9 protein-coding genes and 1 pseudogene are annotated in these 13,155 nt (G+C 70.1%); 2 read left to right on the forward strand and 8 right to left on the reverse strand.

Annotated elements, in window-relative coordinates:
* Nucleotides 1-132: 132 nt before the first annotated feature.
* The 7 genes and pseudogenes from AC2ITM_RS07255 to AC2ITM_RS07285 form a co-directional block, all read right to left on the reverse strand.
* Nucleotides 133-576 (reverse strand): annotated as a pseudogene (locus AC2ITM_RS07255) (TRAP transporter small permease); the annotation flags it as partial.
* Between the two features lie 640 nt (nucleotides 577-1,216).
* Nucleotides 1,217-2,188 (reverse strand): TRAP transporter substrate-binding protein, encoded by a 972-nt coding sequence (locus AC2ITM_RS07260; protein ID WP_486469151.1) that lies wholly within the window; start codon nucleotides 2,186-2,188, stop codon nucleotides 1,217-1,219.
* A gap of 147 nt (nucleotides 2,189-2,335) precedes the next feature.
* Entirely contained in the window at nucleotides 2,336-3,982 is a 1,647-nt protein-coding gene (locus tag AC2ITM_RS07265) for a flavin monoamine oxidase family protein (RefSeq protein WP_486469152.1), read from the reverse strand.
* Nucleotides 3,983-4,000: 18 nt separating this feature from the next.
* On the reverse strand, nucleotides 4,001-5,413 hold the full coding sequence (locus tag AC2ITM_RS07270) for a hypothetical protein (protein WP_486469153.1): 1,413 nt from the start codon (nucleotides 5,411-5,413) through the stop codon (nucleotides 4,001-4,003).
* Between the two features lie 82 nt (nucleotides 5,414-5,495).
* A complete protein-coding gene (locus AC2ITM_RS07275; RefSeq protein ID WP_486469154.1) occupies nucleotides 5,496-6,725 on the reverse strand; it encodes a pyridoxal phosphate-dependent aminotransferase in 1,230 nt (409 codons plus the stop codon).
* A 12-nt stretch (nucleotides 6,726-6,737) separates the two neighbouring features.
* Complete coding sequence (locus AC2ITM_RS07280; RefSeq protein WP_486469155.1) at nucleotides 6,738-7,733, reverse strand: D-2-hydroxyacid dehydrogenase; 996 nt, start codon at nucleotides 7,731-7,733, stop codon at nucleotides 6,738-6,740.
* A gap of 128 nt (nucleotides 7,734-7,861) precedes the next feature.
* Nucleotides 7,862-9,280, reverse strand: a complete 1,419-nt coding sequence (locus AC2ITM_RS07285; protein WP_486469156.1) for an NAD(P)/FAD-dependent oxidoreductase — start codon at nucleotides 9,278-9,280, stop codon at nucleotides 7,862-7,864.
* A 202-nt stretch (nucleotides 9,281-9,482) separates the two neighbouring features.
* Here AC2ITM_RS07285 and AC2ITM_RS07290 point away from each other — a divergent pair, with 202 nt between their 5' ends.
* A complete protein-coding gene (locus tag AC2ITM_RS07290; RefSeq protein ID WP_486469157.1) occupies nucleotides 9,483-10,406 on the forward strand; it encodes a LysR substrate-binding domain-containing protein in 924 nt (307 codons plus the stop codon).
* 422 nt (nucleotides 10,407-10,828) lie between these two features.
* Here AC2ITM_RS07290 and AC2ITM_RS07295 read toward each other — a convergent pair whose 3' ends face one another.
* The gene (locus AC2ITM_RS07295) at nucleotides 10,829-12,175 is read right to left on the reverse strand and encodes a glutamine synthetase family protein (RefSeq protein ID WP_486469158.1); all 1,347 of its coding nucleotides are present in this window, start codon (nucleotides 12,173-12,175) and stop codon (nucleotides 10,829-10,831) included.
* A 276-nt stretch (nucleotides 12,176-12,451) separates the two neighbouring features.
* On the opposite strand from AC2ITM_RS07295, the gene AC2ITM_RS07300 reads away from it, so the two are divergent.
* Nucleotides 12,452-12,775 (forward strand): hypothetical protein, encoded by a 324-nt coding sequence (locus AC2ITM_RS07300; RefSeq protein ID WP_486469159.1) that lies wholly within the window; start codon nucleotides 12,452-12,454, stop codon nucleotides 12,773-12,775.
* Nucleotides 12,776-13,155: the final 380 nt, after the last annotated feature.

The following is a 13,155-nucleotide window of genomic DNA, read 5'->3' on the forward strand; positions in this document are numbered from 1 at the left end:
GACGGCGGCATAGATCGCCAGCGCGCAGGCCAGCGCCACCAGCACCCGCAGTTTCCGTGAGGCCAGCAGGTCCTTCACGATCGGTTCGCGCGGGGTGTCGATGCCGTAGCTTTGGGTGAACAGCACCTGCAGCAGCTGGTCGATGACCGCCAGCGCCAGCAGCGCGGCCCCGACCGCCATGGCGATCTGCGGGATCCACAGCGGCGTGCCGTCCTGGCCCTGGCTGACATCGTGGATCTTGTGGCTGAGGATCGGCGCCTGGATCGCATACCAGGCAAAGAACAGCGCCACGATGGCGGCCAGGGTGTAGACCCAGATCTCCAGCGCGCGGCGCAGGCGGGTGGTGCGTTCAACCAGCATGCCGACGCGGATGTGCTCGTTGTGGCGGAAGGTGTCGGCCAGCGCCAGGAAAGAGGCGGTGGCCATGGCATAGCCGGCATAGTTGGCGCCGCCGGGGAACAGGATGCCCAGCCAGCGGCTGACCATCTGGGCCACCACCAGGCACAGGATTGCGACCAGCGCGACGGCGGCCAGGCGCCCGGACAGGGCATAGAAAAAATCGAGAGGGCGGCGCATGAGGGCTCCGATCCGGAAGGGCGGGTTTCGGGCGGACGGCGGGCCGGGACGGGCCGGGCCGGGGCCGTGGCGGGGCAGGTCCGGGGCGGGACCTTGGGGGTGGCGGGACCGGGGCGGGCGGTCCGGGCTGGGGCGCCGCCAGGGCGGGCACCGGTGGGCGTGCGGCCCGTCCGGGACGGGACCGGTGAAGCGGCGCCGGCAAGGGCGGGGCGCCGGTGCGACCGGTGCCGAAGGCCGGGCGGCTGGGGGGGTGCCCACGGGGGGCTGGCCGCCTGTCCGTCGGGACGCAGAGTGATGAGGCGGGCGCCGGTTAGGGCGGGGAGCCGGTTCAGGTTGGGCGCCGGATTGGGCGGGGTGTCGGATGAGGTGAGGCGCGGGGCGAAGTGAGGTGCCGGTTTGGGCGGGGTGCCGGTGTGGCCTGTGCCTCTGACACGGGGCGGTTGTGGGGCTGGTCGGGACAGGGCGGCTGTGACGGGGCAATTGCGGCGGGGCAAATGCGGCGGGGCGGTTGTGACGGGCGGGTCCTGACGCGGCCGCCCGATGGGGCGCCCGTGCCGCCGGGACGTCTCGGGCGGGCCTCGGTGCAGGCCGGGCCTGCGCGCTCCGGTGTGATCCAAAGCGCGCGCGGCGGTGGGCCGGTTTACTTGGCCTGGTAGGCGTCGACGATCGCCGTGCCGTCCGCGCCGGTGCTGGCCAGCCATTCCTTGGTCATGGTTTCACCCACGTCCTTCAGCTTGGCGGCGACCTCGGGGGTGGGATCGCCGACGGTCATGCCGTGCTCGGCCAGGGTCTTGACGAAGCCATCAGCCAGCTCTTCGGCCATCTGGGTGCCGCGGGTCTGGGCCTTGGCGGCTTCGGAGGTGACGCAGTCCTGATCCTTGGCGGGCAGCGCCTTGAAGGCGTCGGTATTGGCAAAGATCGTGTTGCGCGGCAGCCAGGCCTTGACGTCGTAGAAGTTCGTCATGTTTTCCCAGACGCTTTCATCCACACCCGTCGAGCCCGAGGAGATCATCGCCGAGACCACGCCGGTGGCCAGCGCCTGCTTCAGGTCGGCGGCCTCGATCTGGGTGGGGACCATGCCGGTCAGCTCGGCCACGCGGGCGGTGGTGGCGTTGTAGGCGCGGAACTTGACGCCCTTCATGTCGTCGGGCGTCGCCACCGGCTTGGAGAAATACAGCCCCTGCGCCGGCCAGGGCACGGAATAGAGCAGCGTCAGGTTCTGCTTGCCCAGCACCTTGCCCAGCACCGGTGCGGCGGCCTCGGCCAGCTTTTCGGAGGCCTCGAAGGAGGTCGCCAGGAACGGCACGCTGTCATAGGCAAAGATCGGGTTTTCGTTCGCATGGGCCGACAGCAGGCGTTCGCCGATCTGCGCCTCGCCCAGCTGGACGGCGCGCTTGATCTCGTCGCCCTTGAAGAGCGAGCCATTGGCATGAATCGTGATCGTCAGGTCGCCGCCGGTGCAGACCTTGACGGCATCGGCGAATTTCTGGGCGTTCTCGGTGTGATAGTTGGATTCAGGATAGGCCGTCGGCATGTCCCAGTTGGTTGCGGCCATGGCCTGGCCCGACATCATCGTCGCCACGGCGAGGACGGAAGCAGCGGTGCGTTTCATCATTTTGTCATTCCCTCTCTGCAGTTTGGCAGTGGATCTGCCGTTGTTGTGCGGGCCGGGCCCACAGGTCTTGCGAAAAGCCTTCCAGGGGTCGGACCAGGGCGGAACGGGGCGATGGTGATCCTGCCCTGATCCCCAGTCATGCCCTCAGGCGTCGGGCAGGGCAATGGGCCCGTGGGTCGGATAAAGGTCCCCGGGCCCGGGATTGTCTGCCGCGCAGGCACCGCCCAGATGCGTCATGATCCCCCAGACCGCATTCAGCGCCGTCTGCACCGCGCCCTCGACCCAGGCGGGGGTCCAGCTGACACCATCGCCCGCCAGGAACAGGCCGCGTTCGTGTTCGGGCATGTCGCCTTGCATGAAATGGCCGAAGATGCGGTGGTTGTAGCGGTAATGCCCCGGCAGCGCGCCCTTGAAGGCCCCAAGGAAGTTCTCGTCCGCCTCCCAGCTGACGCAGACCGGCGCGCCGCGGATATGCGAGGCGATGTCGACATCGGGATAGATCTTGGCCAGCGCGTTCAGCGCCAGCTCGACCCGCTTTTCATCCGCCAGCGGCAGCACCTTCAGCGCGTCGGTCATCCACGAATAGCTGAGGCAGATCACCCCGGGCCGGTCGTCGCCATTGTCAAAGAAATAGGTGCCCCGCGTCAGCCGGTCGGTCAGCGTCATCGACAGCAGCGGCCGGCCGGTTTCGGGGTTGATGTCCTTCCAGAACGGGCGGTCGACCATGACGAAGGTCTTGGCCGCCTGCATGTAGCGCGTCCGGTCGAGGGCCATCCACAGCTTTTGGTCAAAGAGCGATTCCTCGACGTCGATGGCGGTGGTCAGCAGGTGGGTCTGGCAGGTGGCCAGCACCGCCGGATAGCTTGCCTCGTTGCCCCACTGGTCGCGCACGGTGATCAGATCGCCCGCCCGGCGCAGCGCGGTGACGCGGCTGCGGGTGGCGCCGCCGTTCAGCGTGGCAAGCGAGGTGCCCTCGGGCCAGTGGGCGCAGGCGGGGGCCAGGGCCCACAGCCGGTGCAGCATCTGTTCGACCCCGCCGACAACGAAGCGCTGTTCGTCATCAAGGCCCAGCAGGTTCACCCGCAGGATTTCCAGCATCGAGTTCGGGAAATCGCTGTCCCAGCCGCCGGTGCCGAAACCCACCTGGCCAAAGACCTCTCGGTGGCGGAACGACAGGGCGGCGAAGGCATCGGAATGGGCGACGAAATCGTAGAAGGTCCGTTCGTCCCAGTTGGCGACCAGCGGGTCCCAGATCTGCTTGATGCGGGCGATGTCGCGCTCGCGCACGGCCTGCTGCAGATCGGGAAAGCTGGCCTGCGCGGCCAGCGCCCGGTCATAGGCCTGCGCGATCTCGGCGTAGATCGGCGGCAGGTCGGCGAGGGTGCGGGCGAAATGCGTCTCGCCCTCCAGGTCGATGACGGTGGATCCGGCGGCGGGCGTCAGCGGGTTCGGAAAGGGGCGGGTCTCGCAGCCGGTCAGGCCGAGGTAGTGATAGAACCCCGCCGAGGAGACCGGAAAGCGCATGCCGCCCAGTTCGGCGACGATGCCGTCGGTGCCCTCGAAGGGGCGCGAGCGCAGCCGGCCGCCGAATTCGCCGGATTCGTAGACCACCGGCCGCAGGCCCATCTTCATCAGCTCGAAGGCGGCGATGATGCCCGCCGCCCCCGCGCCGATGATCGCGACCGATGCGCCCAGGCTGGCCTGCGGAAGGGTGCCGGTGCCGGAGGGGTGGGTGATCCAGCCTTCGTAATCGAAGGGAAAGTCGGGGCCGAAGGCGGTCAGTCGGGGCATCGGTCTCTCCTTGCGGGCTTAGTGGCCCAGGGCGTAGGTCAGGCTGATCAGGGCGGCGGACACCACCAGCACCAGCGCAATGAAGCGGGTATTCCAGCGGTGCGCAACACGCGAAGCGGGCACGTCGCTGAAGCGCGCGACGATCAGGTTCATGGCGCTGATCGGGTTGACGCAGATCGCCGCCGCCCAGCCGGTGCACAGCATCAGCCCCAGCGACAGCGGGTGGTCCAGCCCCAGCGGCGTCGGGCCCAGCACCTGTGCCACCAGCACCAGCATGACGCTGTTGGGCAGATAGAGCGCCGCCGCCAGCGGGATGGCCAGCAGGCAGATCAGCACCACCGGCAGGCTGCCGAAGCTGCCCGACGACAGCACCGGCCACAGTGGGCTGTCCTGGATCGCCAGCGACAGCGCGGCGCCGATGACATTGGCCGACAGGAACAGCGCCCCCTCCGAGCGCAGATCCGCCATGGCGCCAAGCGCCCCGGTCAGGCGGGTCCCGAAGGAGGCGCCTTGACCCGTTTCCAGCGCCAGCCACACCACCGAGAACACCGGCAGCACCGTGACCGAGCACAGCGTAAAGCCAAGCCCCGTCGCCCGGTGCAGCCCCATGGTCAGCGCCAGCAGCAGCGCAGAGGCCGCCAGCACCTGCCATACCGCCTGCACGCGGCCGCGGCGGGCGGGCGTTGCCTCGGGGGCGGTGTCGGGGATGTCTTCCGGGACATGGGCTTCGGCGGGCAGCATCGGCACCCGGGCCGAGATCGCCAGCAGCCCCATGGTCATCACGAAGGCCAGGCCGATCAGCGCCAGCGCATCGACCCCCGGCAGCGCCGAGGTGACGATGGCAAAGCCCAGCGACATCGGCGACCAGATCGTCACCAGTGCCGCGCCGCGCATCGCAGCCAGCACCACGGCGCGGCGCGCCGGGTCATGGCGCATGTCGCGGCCGTCCTGGGGCTGGGTCAGGTCGCCCACCATGGCGATGATGCCGACGTTGAACATCAGCGCCATGAACTGGCCGCCCGCCAGCAGCCCGCCGTAGCGGTGCCGGGGCGGCAGCGACAGCAGGTACTCGGCGGCGTCGCGCGTCACGGGCGCGCGCTTGACAGGCTGGCGCAGCAGCCCCAGCACCATCATCAGCGCCGCAAAGCCCGTGCCCTGCACGGTCGCGGCCACCAGCTTTGGCGCCGATCCCGGCAGCAGCACCAGTGCGCCCAGAAAGCTGACCAGCCCCAGGGCAAAGAACAGCCGCCCCAGCGGGATCAGCTTTGGCCATTGCAGCGCGATCCACAGCACGCACAGCAGCGCCGCGCCCTGCTGCAGCACCGGCGCCTTCGCCAGCGCGCCCGCGATCAGCAGCACGATCAGCGCGCATTGCAGCATCACGCCGGGGGCCAGCCGCAGCCGCGGCATCGGATCGCTGAGGCTGCTCATGCGGGCACCCCCAGGGTGGCGCAGGCGCGGGCAGGCTGCGCCATTGCCCTGCCCAGCCCGGCGCGCAAGGGACGGAAGGGGATCATGCGGGCATCTCCAGCGTGGCGCAGGCGCGGGCCAGGCGGTCCATTGCCTCGCGCAGTTCGGCCTCGGAGGTGGCGTAGGAGATGCGGAAATAGGGCTGCAGGCCGAAGGCCGCGCCGGGGACCATGGCGACGAAGGCGGTATCCAGCACCCAGGCGCAGAAATCGCGGTCGCTTTGCAGCACCTGGCCCTGGGGCGTGCGGGCGCCAAGGATCCCCGCGCAGCTGGCGAAGGCGTAGAAGGCGCCCTCGGGGCGGCGGCAGGCGAGGCCGGGGATGGCGTTCAGCGCCCCGACCACCAGATCGCGGCGCGCCTGAAAGCTGTCGCGGCGTGGCGCCAGATAGTCCTGCGGCCCCTCCAGCGCCTCCAGCGCCGCCGCCTGGGCGACCGAACAGGCATTCGAGGTCGACTGGCTTTGCACCACGGTCATCGCGCGGATCAGCGCCTCGGGGGCGGCGCCGTAGCCGATCCGCCAGCCGGTCATCGCATAGGCCTTGGAGACGCCGTTGACGATCAGCGTGCGGGCCCGCATCGCGGCCGACACCGCCGCCGGGCTGACCAGCCGGAAGCCGTCGTAGACGATGTGTTCATAGATCTCGTCCGACAGCAGCCAGACATGGGGGTGACGCTCCAGCACGGCGACCAGGGCGCGGATCTCGGCCTCGGAATAGGCAGCACCCGTCGGGTTCGAGGGCGCGTTCAGCATCAGCCAGCGGGTCCGGGGGGTGATCGCGGCCGCAAGCTGATCGGGGGTCAGCTTGAACCCCGCCGCGCCCGAGGTCGTCACGGTGACGGGATGGCCGCCGCAGATGTCGACCATGGCGGAATAGGTGGTCCAGTAGGGGGTCGGGATCACCACCTCGTCGCCGGGGTTCAGCGTCGCCATGAAGGCGTTGAAGATCACCTGCTTGGCACCCGAGGTCACGATGACCTCGGAGGGTTTGTAATCAAGGCCGTTCTCGCGGGCGAATTTCCGGGCCACCGCGGCGCGCAGCTCGGGGGTCCCGGCCAGCGGCGTATAGGTGGTCTGACCGGCAAGCGCTGCGCGGTGGGCGGCCTCGATGACGTTGGGGGGCGTCGGAAAGTCGGGCTCTCCGGCGCCCAGCACGATGACCGGATGACCCGCGGCACGCAATTCGCCCGCGCGGGCGCCGATGGCCAGGATCTCGGAGACCTTCTGGTTGGCCAGACGGTCGGCAGGGCGGAAGGCGGGGGGCAGGTCCAGCATGACGGTTCGGCCTCAGACGATACGGTTGACCAGGGCGTCCTCGCCGGCCCAGAGGCGGTCGAGGTTCTGGCTGAGAAGACTGAGCACATTGCGCTCGTAGCGGCGGGTTTCACCGGCGGCATGGGGCGTCAGCACGACGTTTTCCATCGACCACAGCGGGCTTTCGGCAGGCAAGGGTTCGGTCGCGGTGACGTCGAGACCGGCGCCCGCAATCTGCCCCGATGCCAGTGCTTCGATCAGTGCGGGTTCATCCACGCAGGCGCCGCGGGCGACGTTGACCAGGAAGGCGGTGGGTTTCATCAGCGACAGCGCCTCGGCGTCGATGATGTTGCGGGTGTCCTCGGTCAGGGGGCAGGACAGCACCACGACATCGGCCTGCGGCAGCACGGCCTTCAGGTCGTGGAAGGAATGCATCTGGTCGGCGCCGTCATGGCCCTTGGCGGGATCGCGGCGCACCCCGATCACGGTCATCCCGAGCGCCTTTGCCAGCCGGATGATGCGGGCGCCGATGCCGCCGGTGCCGACGATCACCATGGTCTTGCCGGGCAGCTCGTCCTCGCGCTGCATCGGGTCGGTCTGTTCGCTGCGCCAGAGGCCGGCCTTCTGGTTGTCGCGGGCCAGCGCCAGGCGGCGGGTCAGCGACAGCATCAGCCCCAGGGCATGTTCCGACACCGCGTTCTTGTTGACCCCCTGGCCCGAGGCCAGCCGGATGCCGCGCGCCTTGAAGGCCTCCAGGTCGTACTGGTTGAAACCGGCGCTGACGGACTGGATGTATTTCAGCCGCGGCGCGTGCTCCAGCAGGTCGTTCTTCCACAGGCCCGAGACGACCAGCACGTCGGCCTCGGGCAGGGCGTCTTTCAGCGCGTCATAGGTGGATACCTGGGTGGTGGCGATGCCGTGCCCTTCGGCGTCGAAGATCGGTTTCATGTCATAGGCGCCATGGGCAAAGAGGATGCGCAGATCCGTGCGGGCGGGCAGGGCGGAAAGGATGGGGGACTGGTCCGTCATGTCAGGTCTCCGTCGACTGGATGCAGGGGGTCGGGCCGCGTCCCGGGGTGGGGCGCAGCAGGTGGGATGGGGCGCGTCCCGGGGCGCCGGGGCGCAGCGGGTCGGATGGGGTCGGCCGTCCCGGCCGGTCAGCCGAACCGCGCGGCAGAGAACGGGGCCGGATCGACAAGGGGCGCACGCCCCGCGATCAGGTCGGCCACGAGCTGGCCGGTGATGGGACCGGCGTTGAGGCCCACATGCCCGTGCCCGAAGGCGCAGATCACGTCGGGCGCAAGACGGGTGGGGCCGATCACCGGCAACCCGTCGGGGGTGGAGGGGCGGTTGCCCTGCCATTGCGCAGGGGGGGCACCGGTGCCGGCCCTGTCGGGAAAGCCCCCGTCGGACAAGAGCCCGTCGGACAAGAGCCCGTCGGACAAGGGCCCGTCGGGCAGGGTTCCATCCGTCAGGGCCCCGTTGGTTAAGCCCCTATCGGGCAAGGGTCCATCGGCCAGCGCCCCGTCGGCCAGGGCCATGTCGGGAAAGCACTGGCCCAGCTTGTCGCGCAGGATCCGGGCGCGCCGCCAGTCGGGGGCGGCGTCGGCGCTGGCCAGTTCGACCTGCCCCGCGACGCGCAGGCCGCCCTCGGTGCGCAGGATCGCCACCTTCAGGTCCTGCGGCATGATCGGCAGGCTGCCGTGGTCGGGGGCGTCGGGGATCTCGATGTGATAGCCGCGCTCGGCCTCCAGCGGGATGCGGCTGCCGCAGGTGCGGGCCAGCGGTGCGGAATGGGCACCGGCGGCGATCACCACCGCGTCGCAGGGGATCAGCCCCTCTTCGGTGCGCACGCCCGAGACCTTCGCCCCCTGCAGCGCGATGCCGGTGGCGCGGGTCTGGCGGCGGATCATCCCCAGGGTCTCGCAATGCGCCACCAGCGCTGCCACATAGCGGCCCGGGCTGGTGCAGTGGCGCCCCTCGGTCACCATCACGCCGAAGCGGTAGCGCGCCGAGAGGCCCGGGACACGGGCCGCGATCTCCTCGGCGGGGACCTCGCGGGAACTGACGCCGCAGAGGCGGCGCAGCTTCCACGCCAGCGCTTCGGCCTGGAAGGCGGCGCGGTCGGGATAGAGATACAGCAGCCCCTCGTGCCGGATCATCTGCGCCACGCCCGCGCGTGCGGCAAGCGCGGCGTGGCGTTCGGGGGCATCGTGCAGCAGGGTGTCCAGGGCGCGGGCGGTGCGGGTGACGCGGGCCTCGGTGAAGCCGGCCAGCAGGAACCGGGTCAGCCAGGGCAGCAGCCGCGGCAGGTAGGGCCAGCGGATGGTCAGCGGCCCGGTACGGTCCAGCAGATAGCCCGGCACCTGCTTCCACAGCCCCGGCATCGACATCGGCACGACCGAAGCCGGGCTGATGAAGGCGCCGTTGCCATAGCTTGCAGCCTGGTCGCCGCCCGGTTCCGCAGCCTCGATCAGGGTGACGCGGTGACCGTCGCGCAGCAGCGCCTCGGCCACGCAGGCGCCGATGATGCCGCCGCCGATCACCGCCACATGCCGTTTGCCCTGGTGCTGCATGGTCGTCTCCGTTCCGGTGCAGGCATGCGCGATCCCCTGCGGTTCAGGCGCTGCCTGTCCGTCACGCGATGCGTTCATGTAATGCCTGAAAAAGCGTCAGTTGCCGTCTTGGCCCTGTTTCCCCAGTGATGCCAGAACTGGTGGCGCCGGCGAACTGCTGAAATGCTCAGAGGCGGATGACTTTTATTCATGCGAAGGCCCCATGCGTCGCTTCATGCCCAGTCACTCGGCCCTGCTGGCCTTTGAATCCGCCGCCCGGCACATGAACTTCACCAAGGCGGCCGAGGATCTGTCGATCACCCAAAGCGGCGTCAGCCGGCAGATCAGCAACCTTGAGGGGATGCTGGGGGTCAAGCTGTTCGAGCGCGTCGGATCGCGGCTGGTGCTGACCGAGGCCGCCCGCAGCTACCTGCGCGAGGTGACAGCGGGGCTGGACCAGATCGAGCGCGCCTCGGTCAATGCGGTGCGGGGGCGGACGCTGGAAGAGGCGCTGGTGGTCTGCGTGCATCCGACGCTGGCCGCGCGCTGGGTGACGCCGCGCCTCAGCACCTATATCGCCGCTGCGCCCGATGTGATGGTCGAGATGGTGACGACCACCCAGGACATCGACTTTGCCGATACGCGCATCGATGCCGCGATCCTGCGGGGGCGGGGATCCTGGCCCGGGGCCCGCACGCACGAGCTGTTCCCGGAAGAGCTGGTGGTGGTCTGCGCGCCGGACCTTGATCCCGGCATCGCGGCTGGGGCGGAGCTTGACTTTGGCCGCCTGCGCACGTTGCAGAATGCCAGCCGCCCGGACCTGTGGCTGACCTGGCTGCGCGGCGCGCGGCGCAGCCACCGCGGCGCCATCCGTGGCCCGCGCTTTCCCCACAGCGAACTGCTGATCGCGGCGGCGAAAAGCGGGCTGGGTCTGGCGGTGGTGCCCTTGCCCTATGTCGAGGCCGAGCTGACCTCGGGGGCGCTGGTGATGCCGTTGGGCGGGCCGGTGCGCACCCGCGACAGCTACTGGCTGGTCCAGCCCGAGCGCAGTTCCGACCGCCCCGAGGCCCGTGTCTTTGCCGCCTGGCTGCTGGGCGAGGCCCGCCGGTTCCGCCGCCTTGCGGGCGGGCTGGCGCCGGCGGCCTGAGAGATCGCGGCGGGGCGCTCCGGGGAACCGTCGCCCGGGCACCGGGCGGATACGATCAGGCCACCCTGCCTGCCGGGGCGGGCGGGGCTGCTTGTCATGGGGTCGCGCAAGGCGCTGCCGGGCATGCGGGGCAGTGCCTGTTGGGGCGGTGGCAGCTGGGCCCCTTCCGGGGCTGTGCTTCGCCATAAGGCATAGATCCGCGCGATGGGCTGTCAGGGGCGGGCTTGCGGTGCCGGGTATGCGCGGCAGGTCCTGTTCCTGCGGCGGCAGGTGGGGCCCATTCGGGGGCTGTCCTTTGCCATACGGTACCGAACCGCGCGATGCGCTGTCGGGGCCGTGCGGCTGGTCTATCCTTGCGGTCGCAGGTCGGCATTCGGTGTGGCCGCCTGAAGCGGGCCCGGTGACCCGGACCCGGAGCGCCGTCAGACCGCGCCGCGATAGGTGGCGAATTCGAAGGCGGTGATGCGCTCGGCGAAAACGGCGTATTCCTGGCGTTTGCAGGCGGTCAGGAAGTGGCGCAGCTCGGGCGTCAGCAGGCGGGCGACCAGATCCGAGCGGCCAAAGCGCGCGATGGCGCTGGGCCAGTCGGGGCACAGCGTCGGGGCCTCGGCGTCATAGGCATTGCCGGTGACGGGGGCGGGCGGCGTCAGCCTGCGGGTCATCCCGTCCAGCGCCCCGGAGAGGATCGCCGCCAGCACCAGATAGGGGTTCGCATCGGCCCCGGCGACGCGGTGTTCGAACCGGCGGGCGGCGCTGGGGCCACCGGGCACGCGGATCGCGGCGGTGCGGTTTTCATAGCCCCAGGCGGCGGTGGTGGGCGCCAGCGTTCCCGGCACCAGCCGCCGGTAGGAGTTCAGATGCGGCGCGAAGGCCAGCGTCATGTCGGGCATCGCATTCACCAGGCCTGCGATCGCGTGGTGCAGCGCGGGCGTGCCCTGGTCCGAGCCGTCATCGAAGATGTTGGCCCCCGCCCGGTCCAGCACCGAGCAATGCACATGCAGCCCGTTGCCCGACCGCCCGGCATGGGGTTTCGCCATGAAGCAGGCCTGCATCCCGTGGCCTGCCGCGACCGAGCGCAGGATCTGTTTCAGCAGCAGCGTGTCATCGGCGGCCTTCAGCGCGTCGGGCTGGTAGCGCAGGGTGACCTCGTACTGGCGCGGTCCGCCCTCGGCGATGGTGGATTCAAGGGGGATGTCGCAGCGTTCGGCCAGGGCGTGGACCTCGTCGAAAAGGGCGGCGGCGGCGGTGATCTCCTGCACGGAATAGATGTTGTCGAAATCGCCCGGGGCGGCATCGGGGCCCAGACCTGCGGGGCGGGCCTCCTTGGCGGCGGGGTCCAGCAGGTGGAACTCCAGCTCGGTCGAGGCGGCGGGGGTCAGGCCCTGTTCGGCATAGCCCTTCAGCACATGCGCCAGCACCTGCCGCGCATCCGAGAAGAACGGCCGGCCGTCCTCGCGGAACATCCACAGCGGCACCAGCGGCGCGCCGCCCGGCAGCACCGGCAGGGTGCCGCGCCCGGTCGGGCGGCACAGCCCGTCTGTATCGCCCTGTTCCAGCGTCAGCCCGCTGCCCACCGCATCGCTGCCCCAGATATCGACCCCGACCGAGGACATCGGCATCCGCAGCCCGTCACGGGTCAGCTTTTCGGGCTGCGCGCCCGGCAGGCGCTTGCCGCGGAAGATGCCGTTCAGGTCACAGACGGCGGCGATGGTGCCGGGGCGTCCCTCGGGGGGGATGACCTGGCCGAGGATGCGGTCCTGGGGGTGCATGGGGGCTCCTTCCTGGGGCGTCGTGGGCCCCTCCCTCTGGCGGTATCCAAGCAAATCGCCCCCCGGGGCTGCCAGAGGCAAAACCGCGCCGTTGGGCCGGTGCGGGGCCGACGCTGGGTCATTCGCGGGCAGACGCGCAAGTTTTGCGCTTGGGTGGGGGATTGGGGTGTGAACATTGTGTGAACATCTGATATGGCCGGGAACCGTGGCGCGCTACGGGGGCTTTGGCTGATGCCGGCAGGGACCGGTACGTGTCAGACCGAAGGGGACAGGCCGATGTACGGACAGATCTTCAAGACCGCGCTGCAATGGCAGGCGGCAAGCCTCAGCGCGATGCAGATGCAGATGGCGGCGGCCACGGTGATCCAGGTGCGGGTCATGCAGATGGCGCTGGGGCAGATGAAACCGGAAGAGGCCGTGCGCATGGTGATGGAAAAGCCCGCCGCCTTCCTGCGCGCGGCCGAGCTGTCGGGGCGTGCGCTGGCGGGCAACCGCGGTTATGCGGCGGCCACCGTGGCCGGGCTGGCGCCGATCCGGCGGGCCACCCAGGGCAATGCGAAACGGCTGGCGGGACCGCGCGGCGCGCGGAAGCGGCGCTAGGAGGGCCCGGGGGGCAGTTGCAGGCCCCGGGCAGGCCCCGACCATCAGGGCCTGCGATCAGCCGATGACCATCAGCCGATGACCACGGGGCCCTGGACATCGCGGCCAGCTGTCGGCGGGAGGGACCGAGCGCCGCGCCAAAGTGCAGGCGGTACGGATCGGGGTCCGCTGACGTGTCAGGGGGCCGTGCACCGGGTCGGCACCGTGCCAAAGAGCAGGCGGCACGGGAGCCGTATCGCCCTGACGCGCCAGAGCGCAGCGCGCCACGCTTCCGCCAGGCGGCGTGGAGAAGAGGTCAGCGGGCAGTGTCACGGGCATCTTCCAGCGAGCATAGCCACGGTGCATTTTGCCGTGAACTGCGTCCTGTTGCGGGCGGCCCT

The sequence above is a fragment of the Pseudooceanicola sp. NS-SX9 genome (assembly GCF_057380705.1).

Coding starts and splice junctions, on each gene's coding strand:
- AC2ITM_RS07260 (WP_486469151.1), bottom strand. CDS start 2,188: ATGAAACGCACCGCTGCTTCCGTCCTCGCCGTGGCGACGATGATGTCG.
- AC2ITM_RS07265 (WP_486469152.1), bottom strand. CDS start 3,982: ATGCCCCGACTGACCGCCTTCGGCCCCGACTTTCCCTTCGATTACGAA.
- AC2ITM_RS07270 (WP_486469153.1), bottom strand. CDS start 5,413: ATGAGCAGCCTCAGCGATCCGATGCCGCGGCTGCGGCTGGCCCCCGGC.
- AC2ITM_RS07275 (WP_486469154.1), bottom strand. CDS start 6,725: ATGCTGGACCTGCCCCCCGCCTTCCGCCCTGCCGACCGTCTGGCCAAC.
- AC2ITM_RS07280 (WP_486469155.1), bottom strand. CDS start 7,733: ATGACGGACCAGTCCCCCATCCTTTCCGCCCTGCCCGCCCGCACGGAT.
- AC2ITM_RS07285 (WP_486469156.1), bottom strand. CDS start 9,280: ATGCAGCACCAGGGCAAACGGCATGTGGCGGTGATCGGCGGCGGCATC.
- AC2ITM_RS07290 (WP_486469157.1), top strand. CDS start 9,483: ATGCGTCGCTTCATGCCCAGTCACTCGGCCCTGCTGGCCTTTGAATCC.
- AC2ITM_RS07295 (WP_486469158.1), bottom strand. CDS start 12,175: ATGCACCCCCAGGACCGCATCCTCGGCCAGGTCATCCCCCCCGAGGGA.
- AC2ITM_RS07300 (WP_486469159.1), top strand. CDS start 12,452: ATGTACGGACAGATCTTCAAGACCGCGCTGCAATGGCAGGCGGCAAGC.